This is a genomic window from Bacillus sp. JUb11 (assembly GCF_024807925.1).
Lineage (GTDB): Bacteria > Bacillota > Bacilli > Bacillales > Bacillaceae > Bacillus > Bacillus altitudinis.
In genome coordinates this window covers 243185-256245 of the sequence record NZ_JANUEZ010000005.1, presented here as the reverse complement: position 1 = coordinate 256245, position 13061 = coordinate 243185, and the positions used below count along the sequence as shown (strand labels likewise).

At 40.9% G+C, this 13061-nt stretch carries 14 protein-coding genes; 1 reads left to right on the top strand and 13 read right to left on the bottom strand.

Going from position 1 to position 13061, the window contains the following annotated elements; translation table 11 throughout:
• Window positions 1-97: 97 nt before the first annotated feature.
• Window positions 98-1018 (bottom strand): aminoglycoside phosphotransferase family protein, encoded by a 921-nt coding sequence (locus M2369_RS11495; RefSeq protein ID WP_249116254.1) that lies wholly within the window; start codon window positions 1016-1018, stop codon window positions 98-100.
• Window positions 1019-1188: 170 nt separating this feature from the next.
• On the opposite strand from M2369_RS11495, the gene M2369_RS11490 reads away from it, so the two are divergent.
• Window positions 1189-1452 (top strand): acyl carrier protein, encoded by a 264-nt coding sequence (locus tag M2369_RS11490; protein WP_052463354.1) that lies wholly within the window; start codon window positions 1189-1191, stop codon window positions 1450-1452.
• 52 nt (window positions 1453-1504) lie between these two features.
• On the opposite strand, the gene M2369_RS11485 is transcribed toward M2369_RS11490, so the two are convergent.
• The 12 genes from M2369_RS11485 to nusA form a co-directional block, all read right to left on the bottom strand.
• Entirely contained in the window at window positions 1505-2737 is a 1233-nt protein-coding gene (locus M2369_RS11485; protein WP_041090488.1) for a M16 family metallopeptidase, read from the bottom strand.
• A 33-nt stretch (window positions 2738-2770) separates the two neighbouring features.
• Window positions 2771-3724, bottom strand: coding sequence for a polysaccharide deacetylase family protein (locus M2369_RS11480; protein WP_096881404.1), 954 nt, complete (start codon window positions 3722-3724; stop codon window positions 2771-2773).
• 125 nt (window positions 3725-3849) lie between these two features.
• Entirely contained in the window at window positions 3850-5967 is a 2118-nt protein-coding gene (pnp, locus tag M2369_RS11475; RefSeq protein WP_007499522.1) for a polyribonucleotide nucleotidyltransferase, read from the bottom strand.
• Between the two features lie 183 nt (window positions 5968-6150).
• Entirely contained in the window at window positions 6151-6420 is a 270-nt protein-coding gene (gene rpsO / locus M2369_RS11470) for a 30S ribosomal protein S15 (protein ID WP_008354438.1), read from the bottom strand.
• 155 nt (window positions 6421-6575) lie between these two features.
• Window positions 6576-7526 carry a bifunctional riboflavin kinase/FAD synthetase gene (ribF, locus tag M2369_RS11465; RefSeq protein WP_039166641.1) on the bottom strand — a complete coding sequence of 317 codons (951 nt, stop codon included), beginning with the start codon at window positions 7524-7526 and terminating at the stop codon, window positions 6576-6578.
• A gap of 18 nt (window positions 7527-7544) precedes the next feature.
• Window positions 7545-8474, bottom strand: a complete 930-nt coding sequence (gene truB, locus M2369_RS11460; protein WP_024720372.1) for a tRNA pseudouridine(55) synthase TruB — start codon at window positions 8472-8474, stop codon at window positions 7545-7547.
• 68 nt (window positions 8475-8542) lie between these two features.
• Window positions 8543-8893, bottom strand: a complete 351-nt coding sequence (gene rbfA / locus M2369_RS11455; RefSeq protein WP_007499525.1) for a 30S ribosome-binding factor RbfA — start codon at window positions 8891-8893, stop codon at window positions 8543-8545.
• Window positions 8894-8910: 17 nt separating this feature from the next.
• Window positions 8911-9189, bottom strand: a complete 279-nt coding sequence (locus M2369_RS11450; protein WP_017359071.1) for a DUF503 domain-containing protein — start codon at window positions 9187-9189, stop codon at window positions 8911-8913.
• Window positions 9186-11306, bottom strand: coding sequence for a translation initiation factor IF-2 (gene infB / locus M2369_RS11445; RefSeq protein WP_007499526.1), 2121 nt, complete (start codon window positions 11304-11306; stop codon window positions 9186-9188). The genes M2369_RS11450 and infB overlap by 4 nt, the downstream gene beginning before the upstream one ends.
• Window positions 11307-11325: 19 nt before the next feature.
• Window positions 11326-11628 carry a YlxQ family RNA-binding protein gene (locus M2369_RS11440; RefSeq protein ID WP_007499528.1) on the bottom strand — a complete coding sequence of 101 codons (303 nt, stop codon included), beginning with the start codon at window positions 11626-11628 and terminating at the stop codon, window positions 11326-11328.
• Window positions 11621-11905, bottom strand: a complete 285-nt coding sequence (gene rnpM, locus M2369_RS11435; protein ID WP_008344742.1) for an RNase P modulator RnpM — start codon at window positions 11903-11905, stop codon at window positions 11621-11623. Before rnpM ends, M2369_RS11440 begins: the two co-directional genes overlap by 8 nt.
• 15 nt (window positions 11906-11920) lie before the next feature.
• Window positions 11921-13036 (bottom strand): transcription termination factor NusA, encoded by a 1116-nt coding sequence (gene nusA / locus M2369_RS11430; RefSeq protein ID WP_007499530.1) that lies wholly within the window; start codon window positions 13034-13036, stop codon window positions 11921-11923.
• Between the last annotated feature and the right edge of the window lie 25 nt (window positions 13037-13061).

Genomic DNA, 13061 nt, shown 5'->3' with positions numbered 1-13061 from the left:
TATAAAATGTTTCTACTCATGACAATGTGTAATTTGTATCATTATAACAAAAAAGGCAGTGACTTCCATCACTGCCTAATCGTCCTATATTTCACTGTTATCTAGTGATACGCGTATACCAATGAGGTTCTATTTGACGAAAATAATCATGATCTTTTAATACATTTTCTAGTCTTTCAATCATCTCATCCATTTGACCTGGATCAAATTTAATGACCCACATAATCGATGAAAAGATGCTCATTGCGACATATACAGAGTAAAGCTGCCAAAAATCAGCTGGTATTTCACCATCAAAATACCCATTTATTTGACCAGCCGCAAAAGCTTCACTTGTTTCTCTACTGAAAAGAGCTACTTTATAAAAATCATGAATGGGGTCTCCCCAATCAAAATTATTAAAATCAATAACGCCTGCATATTTATCATTCTTTATAATAATATTCCCTAAATGAAAGTCATCGTGCTGAAATTGGTTAGGCCTTCCCTTCACCTTATCTATGTGCTGTGCGATAAACTGCGCAACTTTTTCATCCCCTTCTATGGAGATACCGCTTTCCCGATAAGCAGTTAAATATCGATGATGCTTTTTCACAACACGCTCTTCCCAAGGTTCGATATGTGATGGCGCTGGATATGTATGCATGTTTCGTAAATCCCGTCCTGCACTTACCCCGATCGCATACTGCTGTTCTTCTGTTAACTGACTCATGATTTCTTTTGCTTCTTGACCTTCTACAAACGATAAAATATAGTACACTTGCTGTGTTTCATCTAGAACACCCATTTTCACTGGATCAGCACACTGAACACCGTGACGTCTTAATTGGGAAAGGAGCTCAAATTGCGTCTTTATTTTGTCATATTGGTCTTGATCTGTGAATCGAAGGACATACTTTTCACCTGATGACATCGTCACGACCCATTTTTCATCTCGAGAATAGCCTTTATCAATCTGGTCTATGGAGATCGCTTTTTTTAATAAGGGAATGTGCTGCACAAGGTCTGTTTTATTCATAAATTGATCCATCCTTCCCAGTCTCTTTTCTTCTCACTCTACCAAATTTTTCATTTGAAGAGAATGATCAACAATTCCTATTTATATCGAAACTGCTTTACAATGTTTTTCCATTCTAATATAGTTAATTTATGTAAAGAATAGAAAATTTGTAAAGAGGAGCGTTGCAGATGAATGAAACGACGGATGCCCTTTCACTATCAAGTCAAGTAAAGGATTTGGTCCTGCGTTCTTTGGACGATGATAGCAAGATTTCTATTGGTGCAGATGAAGAGTTAACAAATCACGGTCTCGATTCAATTAAAGCAGTTTCACTCATTTTGGAATTAGAAGAGGTTTTTGATATTCAATTTGCAGATGAGGAACTATTGACCGAGCACTTTTCGACAATCAATAAAATTGTTCATCAGCTGCAAAACAAGTTAGCTGATTAATCTTTAGACATGAAAAAAAGGCATCTCTTTTAAAAGACATGCCTTTTTTTGATTAAGCAGAAGGTACATCACCCGTTGGACTAATAAGCGAGAGAGCATAATCTTCTGTAAAGATTCTTTTCGATAAATTGTTCACGCCGTCTAATGAGACGCGATTGATTTCATCAATAATTTCATCAAGCGTACGATGTTTGCCAAGGAGTAATTCATTTTTACCATTTCGGCTCATCTTGCTGTTTGTGCTTTCAAGACTGAGCATGAGGTTGCCTTTCATTTGCTCCTTAGAGTTTTCAAGTTCTTTCTGCGTAATTCCCTCACGTTTTAAGACGTCTAATGTTTGTAAGATGGTTTCAGATAGCAGATTCAGCTGCTTCGCTCCAGTTCCACCATAGATCGTCAGCATTCCATTATCTGCAAATGAACTATGATAGCTGAATACAGAATACGCAAGTCCTTTATCTTCTCTTACGTCTTGGAACAACCGGCTGCTCATGCTACCGCCTAGAACATTATTTAAGACGATTAAGTCATAGATGCCCTGATCTCCAGCAGGAAGTCCGTTAAAGCCCATGCAAAGGTGCGCCTGTTCTGTTTCCTTTTTGCGTGTCAGTTTGTCATAGTGGAATTGCGGGGCTTCGACAGGCTGCTTTTTCCCCTTTCCTTCATACGAGCCAAATAATGTTTCGACCTCACGAATGAAGGTGTCATCGACGTTCCCTGCAACAGAGATGACGACGCGATCCGGCGTATAGAATTCGTCCATATATTTTCTAAGGGAATCACCGTTAAAAGTAGAGAGTGTTTCCTCTGTCCCTAAAATCGGATAACCTAATGAATGATCACCGTAAATGGCTTTGCTTAACAAATCATGAACGATGTCATCAGGAGTATCTTCATACATTTTAATTTCTTCATAGACCACATTTTTTTCTTTCTTCAGCTCTTCTTCGTCAAAAGCAGAGTTGAAAAACATGTCACTCAACACATCGAGGGCATACCCAGCATGTGAATCAAGTACCTTTGCATAATAGCAAGTATATTCTTTTGACGTAAAGGCATTCACTTGACCACCAATGCGGTCAAAGGATTCTGCGATATCACGTGCAGATCTCGTCTTTGTTCCTTTAAAGAACATATGCTCTAAAAAGTGTGAGATCCCATTTACTTCTGGTGTCTCATGTCTAGAACCTGTTCCAATCCAGACGCCAATTGCGACAGACCTTACAGTGGGATTGTTTTCAAGTACAATTCTTACTCCGTTTTGGCATGTATACGTTTTGACCAAGTTTTGCTCCTCCTATTCAACAAACAGATCGCATCACGGGTGTCTTTTTTCACTTAGGAGGTCAGAAACCGTTCCTAATTCATATCCTCTTTCTTTGATTTGAGTGATAAGTGCGTCAAGACTTCTCGCTGTTGCGTCTGTTGGATGCATTAATATCATCGCCCCATTGTGAATTTTCCCAAGCACTCGTTTTTGTAATATAGCTGGTGATGGTTTTTGCCAGTCGATCGTGTCTACTGTCCACATAATGGTTTCCATTCCTTCTTGTTTCGCAAGCTTTACTGTTTCTTCTTTAAAGCTGCCGCTTGGAGGCGCAAACCATATCGGTTTTTTCCCAAGGGATTCTTCAATTTGGCGATTTGTTTTAATCATCTGCTCTAATGCTCGTTCTCTTGTCAGTGTGCGCATATCCGGGTGATTGTATGAATGATTTCCAATTTCATGACCATCTGCCACGATTTTTTTAGCAAGGTCTGGACTGTTTTTCACCCATTTGCCTTCTAAGAAAAAGGTTGCCTTCACTTGATGCTCTTCTAGTGTATTCAACATCTTTGTTAAATGCTCGTCGCCCCAAGCTACATTGATCAGGAATGCATTCATCTTTTTGTCCGGATGTCCCTTATAGATAGGTTCAGCACCAAGTTCATGTAAATGGACAGATGGTTTTGTTTCTTTAAAAACAAGCAGCTTTTCATCGAAAGAGCCCTGTTTTTTCATTTTTTCGTAAGAAGCATCGATATCGACTGTCTGTCCATTTAAACCAGGCATCTTTTTCCACACTTTATCAATCTTAGCATTTTGCGGCTTCTCTTCATAGTCAGAAGACTTCGATTCTATCTCTTGATACAGAATATCTTTTGAAACAGATGCTACCTCGGCGTGCTCTTTCATTGAATTCATATATGTAACAGCAGCCGGCTGCTTCATCGTTTGATATGACACAAGCAGTAAAAATACAAACACAAAGAATGGTATCGTTTTTTTCAATGGTTGTCCCTCCCCTTTACCACAAATTATGATAGGGAGAAACAAGCTAGAACTATTGTTACGCACAAGAAAAGAAAGAAGCCTGGCACGGATACCTGGCTTCTAACACATTTTATTTGTTCTCATTAAGACTGCTTTTCTTCTTTTTCCTTTTCTTCACGTAAAACAGCTTTACGAGAAAGGTTCACACGGCCTTGTTTATCGATCTCAGTGACTTTGACGAGTAGCTCGTCACCAATCTTCACGACATCTTCTACTTTGCCAACACGTTCAAGTGCAAGCTCAGAAATATGAACAAGTCCATCTTTGCCGCTGAAGATTTCAAGGAAGGCACCGAATTTTTCAATTCGTTTTACTTTACCTAAGTAAAGTTGGCCAACTTCAACTTCTCTGACAAGATCTTCAATGATTTTCTTCGCTTTTTGATTCATGTCTTCTTCAGTAGAAGAGATAAAGATTGTACCGTCTTGTTCAATATCAATTTTCACACCGGTATCTTCAATGATTTTATTGATTTGTTTACCGCTTGGTCCAATGACATCGCGAATTTTATCTGGATTGATTGTCATCGTTAAGATTTTTGGTGCATAACGTGACAATTCTCCTCTAGAAGCTGGAATCGTTGACAGCATGCTATCTAAAATTTCCATTCTTCCTTTTTTCGCTTGTTGAAGTGCTTCTTCTAAAATGTCTTTTGATAGACCATCGATTTTAATGTCCATTTGAAGCGCTGTTACACCTTTAGATGTACCTGCTACTTTAAAGTCCATATCTCCAAGTGCATCTTCCATTCCTTGAATGTCTGTCAGCACTGTGTAGTATTCACCAGATTTAACAAGTCCCATTGCAATCCCTGCAACTGGTGCTTTAATTGGAACACCTGCATCCATCATCGCAAGTGTGCTCGCACAAATACTTGCTTGTGAAGTAGAACCGTTTGATTCTAACACCTCAGACACAAGGCGAACCGTATAAGGGAAATCTTTTTCAGATGGAATGACTGGCTCTAATGCACGTTCGCCTAGCGCACCATGTCCAATCTCACGACGGCCTGGACCACGCATTGGGCCGGTCTCACCAACACTGAATTGCGGGAAGTTATAATGGTGCATGAATCGCTTAGACTCTTCAACACCAAGACCATCAAGAATCTGTACATCACCAAGTGCACCTAATGTACAAATACTGAGTGCCTGTGTTTGGCCTCTTGTAAACAATCCTGAACCGTGCGTTCTTGGAAGAAGTCCTACTTCTGAAGAAAGTGGACGGATTTGATCGACGCCGCGTCCATCTGGACGTACCTTCTCTTCAGTAATAAGGCGGCGAACTTCGTTTTTCACAAGCTTATTTAAGACATCCTTCGCTTGTTTAATCGTTGCTTCGTCACGCTCTTCTTCTTCAAATTTTTGAACGACAGCTTTTTTCACAGCACTGATGGCATCTTCACGAGCATGCTTCTCATGTACTTGAATCGCTTTCAGTAGATCCGCTTCAGCAAGTTGTTTTACTTCCTCTGCTAATGCTTGATCGACTTCATATAAAGGAATATCGATTTTTTCTTTACCGACAGCTTTCACAATTTCTTCTTGGAATTCGATTAAGCGTTTGATCTCTTGATGGCCGTACATGATGGCTTCAAGCATCGTTTCTTCTGGTACTTCATCAGCACCAGCTTCTACCATGTTGATTGCATCTTTTGTTCCAGCTACAACAAGGTTGATATCGCTTTGTTCAAGCTGCTCAACATTCGGGTTGATGATGAGTTTTCCATCTACTCGTCCTACTGTCACGCCAGCGATTGGTCCCTCAAATGGAATGTCAGACACACATAAAGCTAAAGATGAGCCAAACATTGCAGCCATTTCAGATGAACAATCTTGATCCACACTCATGACAATACTAATGACTTGTACTTCATTTCTAAATCCGTCTGCAAATAGTGGGCGGATCGGTCTGTCAATTAAGCGGCTCGCAAGGATTGCTTTTTCACTTGGGCGGCCTTCTCTTTTAATGAAACCACCAGGAATTTTACCAACTGCATATAATCTTTCTTCGTAGTTTACAGTGAGCGGGAAAAAATCAAGTGGTTTTGGTTCTTTAGAAGCTGTTGCTGAGCTAAGCACAGCCGTATCTCCGTAGCGTACGAGAACCGCTCCGTTTGCTTGCTTTGCAAGCTGGCCAGTTTCAACTGTCAGTTGACGTCCAGCCCAGTCTATGGTGAAGACTTGTTTCTCTTGTCCCATTCTGAGATAAACTCCTCTCTTGTCGTAAAGTTTTTAGGTTATTTCTTATTATGAACAAAATGATTTTCACATATCAATGTGAAAGCTGTATGTAGAAGGGTTTTTGCCATTCTTTCAACATTTTAACCATAAAATATTAGTGATTATACGATAAAAAAGCGGGAATCCTCCCGCTTTTTACGATTATCGACGTAAGCCTAGTTTGTTAATTAACTCACGGTAACGAGTTACGTCTTTATTACGTAGATACGTAAGAAGATTACGACGTCTACCTACCATTTTCAAAAGACCGCGACGTGAGTGGTGATCTTTCTTATGAGTACGTAAATGCTCGTTCAAGTTGTTAATTGATTCTGTTAGGACAGCGATCTGAACTTCTGGAGATCCAGTATCAGATTCGTGTGTTTTGAACTCATTAATTAATTGAGTTTTACGCTCTTGAGTAATAGCCATCCTGTTTCACCTCCAAATCATGTTAGCCCCATCTACCTCGCAACCGTCGGTGAAGTCGGCCTGCCAAGTAAGTGGTTTTAAAGCTACAGGAATTATCATACTAAAAATATGCCGATTTTGCAAATGATAGAGCGGTTTTTCTGCGATTTTTTTGTTTAATGAAGATGATCTTGAAAAAACTGAATCGCTTCTTCTTTATCTTGACTAATTTGAGCCGTTAATTCTTGGATACCGTTAAATTTTTGTTCACTGCGAATCCGTTTGTACCACTGTAATTTAATCGGTTCACCATAAATTTCTTCGTTAAAATCAAAAAGGTTCACTTCAATCGCAGGCTGATCAGGACGTTTTTCATAAAATGTTGGTTTGTAGCCAACGTTACAAACACCGTCATACACCTTGCCTTTCACTTCCGCTCTCACTGCATATACGCCTGTTGGCGGGATGATGTATTCAGCAGATAAACCAACATTGGCGGTTGGAAAGCCAATCGTGCGTCCTCGTTTATCTCCATGAATGACAATGCCGCGCAGCTGATACGGTTTGCCTAAAAGCTCACTCACATATTCAACGTCTCCATTTTTCAATGCGGAACGTATAAGGGTCGAGCTGACTTTCCGGTCTTGGTTGGAAAGCTTAGGTACAATGGTCGCAGCAATCCGCCCTTTCCCGTATTCGTCAAACGTTTCCATTGTGCCTGCACCAAACCGGCCGAAGGTAAAATCGAAACCAGCGACTGCATGCTTCACATTCAGTTCGTCCAAATATTGATCGACAAACTCTTGAGGAGACAGTGCTGCAAAGTTCTCGCTGAATTGCACAATGTATAAGTAGTCAGCACCTAATTGTTCGATAAAATCAATCTTATCCTCAAGCGGTGTAATTAAGTCTTTTGGTTCACGTGCTTTTTGCAGAACATGTGATGGATGCGGATGAAAAGTCATGACAGCTAGAGCTAAACCCTCTTTTTCCGCAATGTTTTTCGCTACATCAATCACTTTTTGGTGTCCGAGGTGAACACCGTCAAAATACCCTAAAGCCATCACAGACGGGACTTGATCCTTTTGATTCAATGTATGTGGGTGTGAAATATGTATAGTCTTCACGAGATGGTCACCTTTTCTTTAAGATTGCTTGTCCTGTGATAAAATCTTCGCCGGCTTCATCAGGTTCTGTTTGGTCGGGTGCTTCATATAAATCGCCATACAACGGCCTGAAGGAGCAAAGACAGCGACACGATCTTCCTCTGCAAAATGAGCAAATTCATCAGGCATAGGTAGGACTGCACCGTTTTCCACTTTACTTGCTAATGTATCATTTATCTCCCATTTCGGCAAATGATTGAGCGCACGCTCGATCGGCACAAGATGTTCCTCAACCGTTCCTTCCTCGCTGATCTCCCGCAACTCATCAAGAGTGATACATTCATCTAACGTAAAGTCACCAGATCCTATGCGAATGAGGTGAGACATGTGGGCTGGAAACCCAAGTTTTTTTCCGATATCGACGGCTAACGTTCTCACATATGTGCCTTTTGAACACAGGACGGTGAATCTAAAGGATACCTTTCCATTTTCAAATGTGACAGGTGTTGTCCGCTCGATACGATGAATGGTAATTTCACGGCTTGGACGTTCAATTTCAATGCCTTGCCTTGCATATTCATAGAGCTTTTTTCCGCCAATTTTCACAGCAGAAAACATGGGGGGGATCTGTTCAATGGTTCCTTCAAATTGTTTCAACGCAGCATCAATGTCATCTTCTGACATCGGTACCGGCACCTTTTTTTCTTCTACTACTTCACCTGTTTGGTCTTCTGTCGTTGTAGAAAATCCAATGGTGATTTCCGCATCATACGTTTTCGATTTATCTGTTAAGTACTCCACAATTTTTGTCGCTCGTCCAATACAAATAGGCAGAACACCTGAAACCTCTGGATCGAGTGTCCCTGTATGTCCCACTTTTTTTGTGTGTAAAATCTTTCTCACTTTAAACACACAGTCGTGAGAGGTCATGCCTCTTTCTTTATGTAATAAAAGAACACCGTTTTGCACCTGCGTTCTCTCCTTTCATAAACGATGAAAAAGGACAGACGATCATCGCCTATCCTTATTTCAACGTCTTATTCGTGATCTTTTGTGTTTAGTTCAGCAATCAGGCTTTCAATTCGGTTACCGTAATCTACAGACTCATCGAATTCAAAGTGAAGCTCTGGTGTTTTGCGAAGTCTGATTCGATTGCCAATTTCAGAGCGGATATACCCTTTCGCCTTTGCAAGGCCTTTTAAGGTTTCCTCTCTTTTCTTCTCGTCGCCAAGAACAGAAATGTAGACTTTGGCAATTTGCAAATCACCGGATACTTCAACATCCGTTACAGTCAAAAAGCCGATTCTTGGATCTTTTAGCTTTCTGCCAAGGATGTCGCCTAATTCTTTTTTCATTTGCTCACCCACACGGGTTGCTCTCATACTCATGATCTTATCACCTCTAGTTAAAACCACTCAGTTTTCGTGATCGTTCGTTCAATTTCCGGAAAAGAATCAATAAAGCTTAACACACGCTGAAGTTCCTTTTCCACTTGAACCCGGGAGGAGGAAATAACGGCGATTCCGATCGAAGTACGCTGCCATGTATCCTGATAGTCCATTTCAGCAATGGTCACATTGAATTTATGGCGCGTTCTTGTCATGATACGCTGCAGAACCGCACGTTTTTCCTTCAGTGAGGATGCATCATAGATCATACACTCACACTCGGTATAACCGATCATTTTCTTTCGATTTCTTGCATAACGAATGATTCCATGACATCACCTTCACGGATATCATTGTATTTCTTAATGGTAATACCACATTCATAGCCTTGTGAAACTTCTTTCACATCGTCTTTGAATCGTTTTAATACGTCGACTTCACCTTCAAAGATGACGACGCCATCACGAATTAAGCGGATACCACTGTCTCTAGTAATGGTACCTTCAGTGACATAGCCACCAGCAATTGTACCGATTTTAGATACTTTGAACGTTTGACGAACTTCAACTTGACCGATGACTTTTTCTTCATATTCAGGGTCAAGCATCCCTTTCATCGCAGCTTCAATTTCATCGATGACTTTGTAGATGATGCGGTGTAAGCGGATATCTACGTTTTCTGTTTCAGCTGTGCTCTTCGCATTGCCATCAGGACGTACGTTAAATCCGATCACAATCGCATTAGAAGCACTTGCTAAAATGATATCAGATTCTGTAATCGCTCCAACACCCGTATGGATGATTTTCACTTTGACGCCTTCTACTTCAATTTTTTGAAGAGCTGCCGTCAGTGCTTCAGCAGAACCTTGTACGTCTGCTTTTACGATTAAGTTGATATCTTTCACATCACCTTGTTTGATTTGCTCAAATAGGTCATCGAGAGATAATTTCGCTTTGTCTGAACGCTGTTCATCAAGTTGTTTAGATGCACGCGCCTCACCAACTTGACGAGCTGTTTTTTCATCTTTGAATACGAGGAACTGATCCCCTGCATGCGGTACATCATTTAAACCAGTGATTTCAACAGGTGTAGATGGTCCTGCAGTTTTCACGCGGCGTCCGATGTCATTGACCATTGCACGTACACGGCCAAATGTATTTCCGACAACGATTGGGTCACCTACTTGAAGTGTACCAGTTTGAACGAGAAGGGTTGCAACAGAACCTCTTCCTTTATCAAGCTCAGCCTCGATGACAGTCCCTTTTGCCGCACGATTTGGGTTGGCTTTTAGTTCTGCAACTTCGCTGACAAGAAGGATCATTTCGATCAATTCGTCAATGCCTTCACCTGTTTTTGCAGATAAAGGAACGAAAATGGTTTCGCCGCCCCAAGCCTCAGGTACAAGACCATGCTCAGTTAATTCCTGCATCACGCGGTCAGGGTTCGCTGTTGGTTTGTCAATTTTATTGACAGCCACAATGATTGGCACCTCTGCCGCTTTTGCGTGGTTGATTGCTTCAATCGTTTGCGGCATGACACCGTCATCTGCTGCAACGACCAAGATCGTCGTATCTGTTACTTCAGCACCACGTGCTCGCATCGTAGTGAAAGCTGCGTGTCCTGGTGTATCAAGGAACGTGATTTTCTTGCCGTTTTCTTCAATTTGGTATGCACCAATATGCTGCGTAATTCCACCCGCTTCGCCTTCAACAACTTTCGTTTTACGAATGCTGTCAAGAAGCGTTGTTTTTCCGTGGTCAACGTGTCCCATGATCGTTACTACTGGAGGGCGTACTTGCATATCTTCTTCTTTATCTTCAACTTCATACTTTTCAAGTTCAGTTTCTTCTAAAATGATCACTTCTTCTACTGGAACACCATATTCAGAAGCAATTAATTCAACTGTATCTTTGTCGAGCTCTTGGTTGATCGTAGCCATCACACCAAGCATCATCAGTTTTTTGATGATTTCAGCAGTTTCTTTGCCAAGCTCGTCAGCAAGCTGGCCGACTGTCATTGAATTTGTAAATTCAATTTTTTCAGGAAGCTCTTTTTTCGGCTTCACAGGTCTTGCTTGCTGATGCTGCGCCTTGTTGTTGCCGCCACGTTTATTTTTGTTTTTGTTTTGGTTGTTGTTTTTTTTGTTTTTATTAAATTGATTATTCTGCACGTCATTCTTCTTTCTATCATTGTTTTTGTTAGATGATTGTTTTTTTTGTTCTGCGGGTTTCTCGTTAGCTGTCTCTTTTGCTTTGGCTTTTTTATAGATAGCGTCTAGCTTTTTCACAGTATCGTCTTCAAGCGTCGCCATGTGGTTGTTCACTTCCACGTTCATATCCTTAAGCGCTGCTATAATATCTTTACTTGAAACATCTATGGCTTTTGCGTATTCATATACTCTCACTTTAGCCATTCGTTCACCCCCAAATAAATTAATCGAGCAAGCTTATGAGCTTCTTAGCGAAGCCTTGGTCAGTGACAGCGACAACTACGCGAGCTTCCTTCCCAATAGAACGTCCGAGAACGGAACGGTCTTCAACTTTTCTAACCGGAACATTGTAAAATTTGCATTTGTCAGATACCTTTTTCTCTGTGTTGGATGAGGCATCTGCTGCAAGAAGAACCAGCTTAGCACGCGCATGTCTAATTTCTTTGATCACCAGATCTTCTCCTGACACGACTTTACGAGCTCGATTTGCTAGACCAAGCAAAGGATACCATTCAGATTCAGTCATTAGGTTTTTTCACCTTTTCAGCTAGTTCTAGTAATTCTTCAAAAATGTGTTCGTCAATCTGTGTCTGAAATTGCTGCTGTAAACTACGTTTGTTCTTCGCCGCAAGAATGGTTTCTTTATCGAGAGAAAGGTAAGCGCCGCGCCCGTTCATTTTTCCGGTTGCGTCAACAGACACTTCACCTTCTTTTGAACGAACAACGCGAATCAGTTCTTTCTTTGGTTTCATTTCTCCCGTCACGACGCATTTTCTAAGCGGGATTTTTTTTCGGCTTTTCACCTTTTATATCACCTCTTATTCGTCAGATTCCTCAGCTACTGGTTCAGCCTCTAAGAAAAGAGATTCAGAGTCTTCAGTTCTTGGGAAAATACCGAGTTCTCTTGCATCTGTTTCGCTTTTAATGTCAATCTTCCAGCTCGTTAGTTTCGCTGCAAGACGCGCATTTTGACCTCTTTTGCCAATGGCTAATGACAGCTGATAATCAGGGACAATGACAGTTGTCGCCTTATCTTCTTCATTTACAATGACATCAAGAACTTTTGATGGACTTAACGCATTGGCAACAAATTCAACCGGGTCATTAGACCAATGAACAATGTCAATTTTTTCGCCTTTCAGCTCATTGACAATTGCTTGTACACGCTGACCTTTAGGTCCAACACAAGAGCCAACTGGATCAACATCAGGATCATCTGTACGAACAGATATTTTAGAACGGTCCCCTGCTTCTCTAGCGACAGATTTAAGCTCTACAGTACCATCATAAATTTCTGGCACTTCGATTTCAAATAAACGCTTTAAAAGACCTGGGTGTGTTCTTGATACATAAATTTGTGGTCCTTTTGTTGTTTTTTCTACTTTCGTAATGAACACTTTAATGCGGTCATGTGGTTTGTAGTCCTCATTTGGCATTTGTTCGTTGACCGGAAGAAGGGCTTCGATTTTGCCAAGTGACACGTAAATGAATTTACTGTCAATTCGCTGAACGATTCCCGTCATGATGTCTTCCTCACGATCGATAAACTCAGTGTAAATCACACCTCGCTCTGCTTCTCTCACTCGCTGCGTCACGACTTGTTTCGCTGTCTGAGCTGCAATGCGTCCGAAATCTTTTGGTGTGACTTCAATTTCAACCACGTCACCAACCATGTAATTCGGGTTGATATTTGCTGCATCATCTACAGAGATTTCAAGACGAGAATCATACACTTCATCTACAACATCTTTTCTTGCGAATACGCGAATCGTTCCCGTTTCACGGTTCAAATCAACACGCACATTTTGTGCTTGATTAAAATTACGCTTGTATGCAGAAATGAGTGCAGCTTCTATCGCTTCAATAATTATTTCTTTACTAATGCCCTTCTCTTTCTCAAGAACAGTCAGGGCATCTAACAACTCACTACTCATTTTTATGGTTCCCCCTTATATCAAT

Bases quoted from the DNA above. Each gene is read 5' to 3' on its own strand.
- M2369_RS11495 (WP_249116254.1), bottom strand. From the start codon at position 1,018: ATGAATAAAACAGACCTTGTGCAGCACATTCCCTTATTAAAAAAAGCG.
- M2369_RS11490 (WP_052463354.1), top strand. From the start codon at position 1,189: ATGAATGAAACGACGGATGCCCTTTCACTATCAAGTCAAGTAAAGGAT.
- pnp (WP_007499522.1), bottom strand. From the start codon at position 5,967: ATGGGACAAGAGAAACAAGTCTTCACCATAGACTGGGCTGGACGTCAA.
- rpsO (WP_008354438.1), bottom strand. From the start codon at position 6,420: ATGGCTATTACTCAAGAGCGTAAAACTCAATTAATTAATGAGTTCAAA.
- rbfA (WP_007499525.1), bottom strand. From the start codon at position 8,893: ATGAGTATGAGAGCAACCCGTGTGGGTGAGCAAATGAAAAAAGAATTA.
- M2369_RS11450 (WP_017359071.1), bottom strand. From the start codon at position 9,189: ATGATCGGTTATACCGAGTGTGAGTGTATGATCTATGATGCATCCTCA.
- infB (WP_007499526.1), bottom strand. From the start codon at position 11,306: ATGGCTAAAGTGAGAGTATATGAATACGCAAAAGCCATAGATGTTTCA.
- M2369_RS11440 (WP_007499528.1), bottom strand. From the start codon at position 11,628: ATGACTGAATCTGAATGGTATCCTTTGCTTGGTCTAGCAAATCGAGCT.
- nusA (WP_007499530.1), bottom strand. From the start codon at position 13,036: ATGAGTAGTGAGTTGTTAGATGCCCTGACTGTTCTTGAGAAAGAGAAG.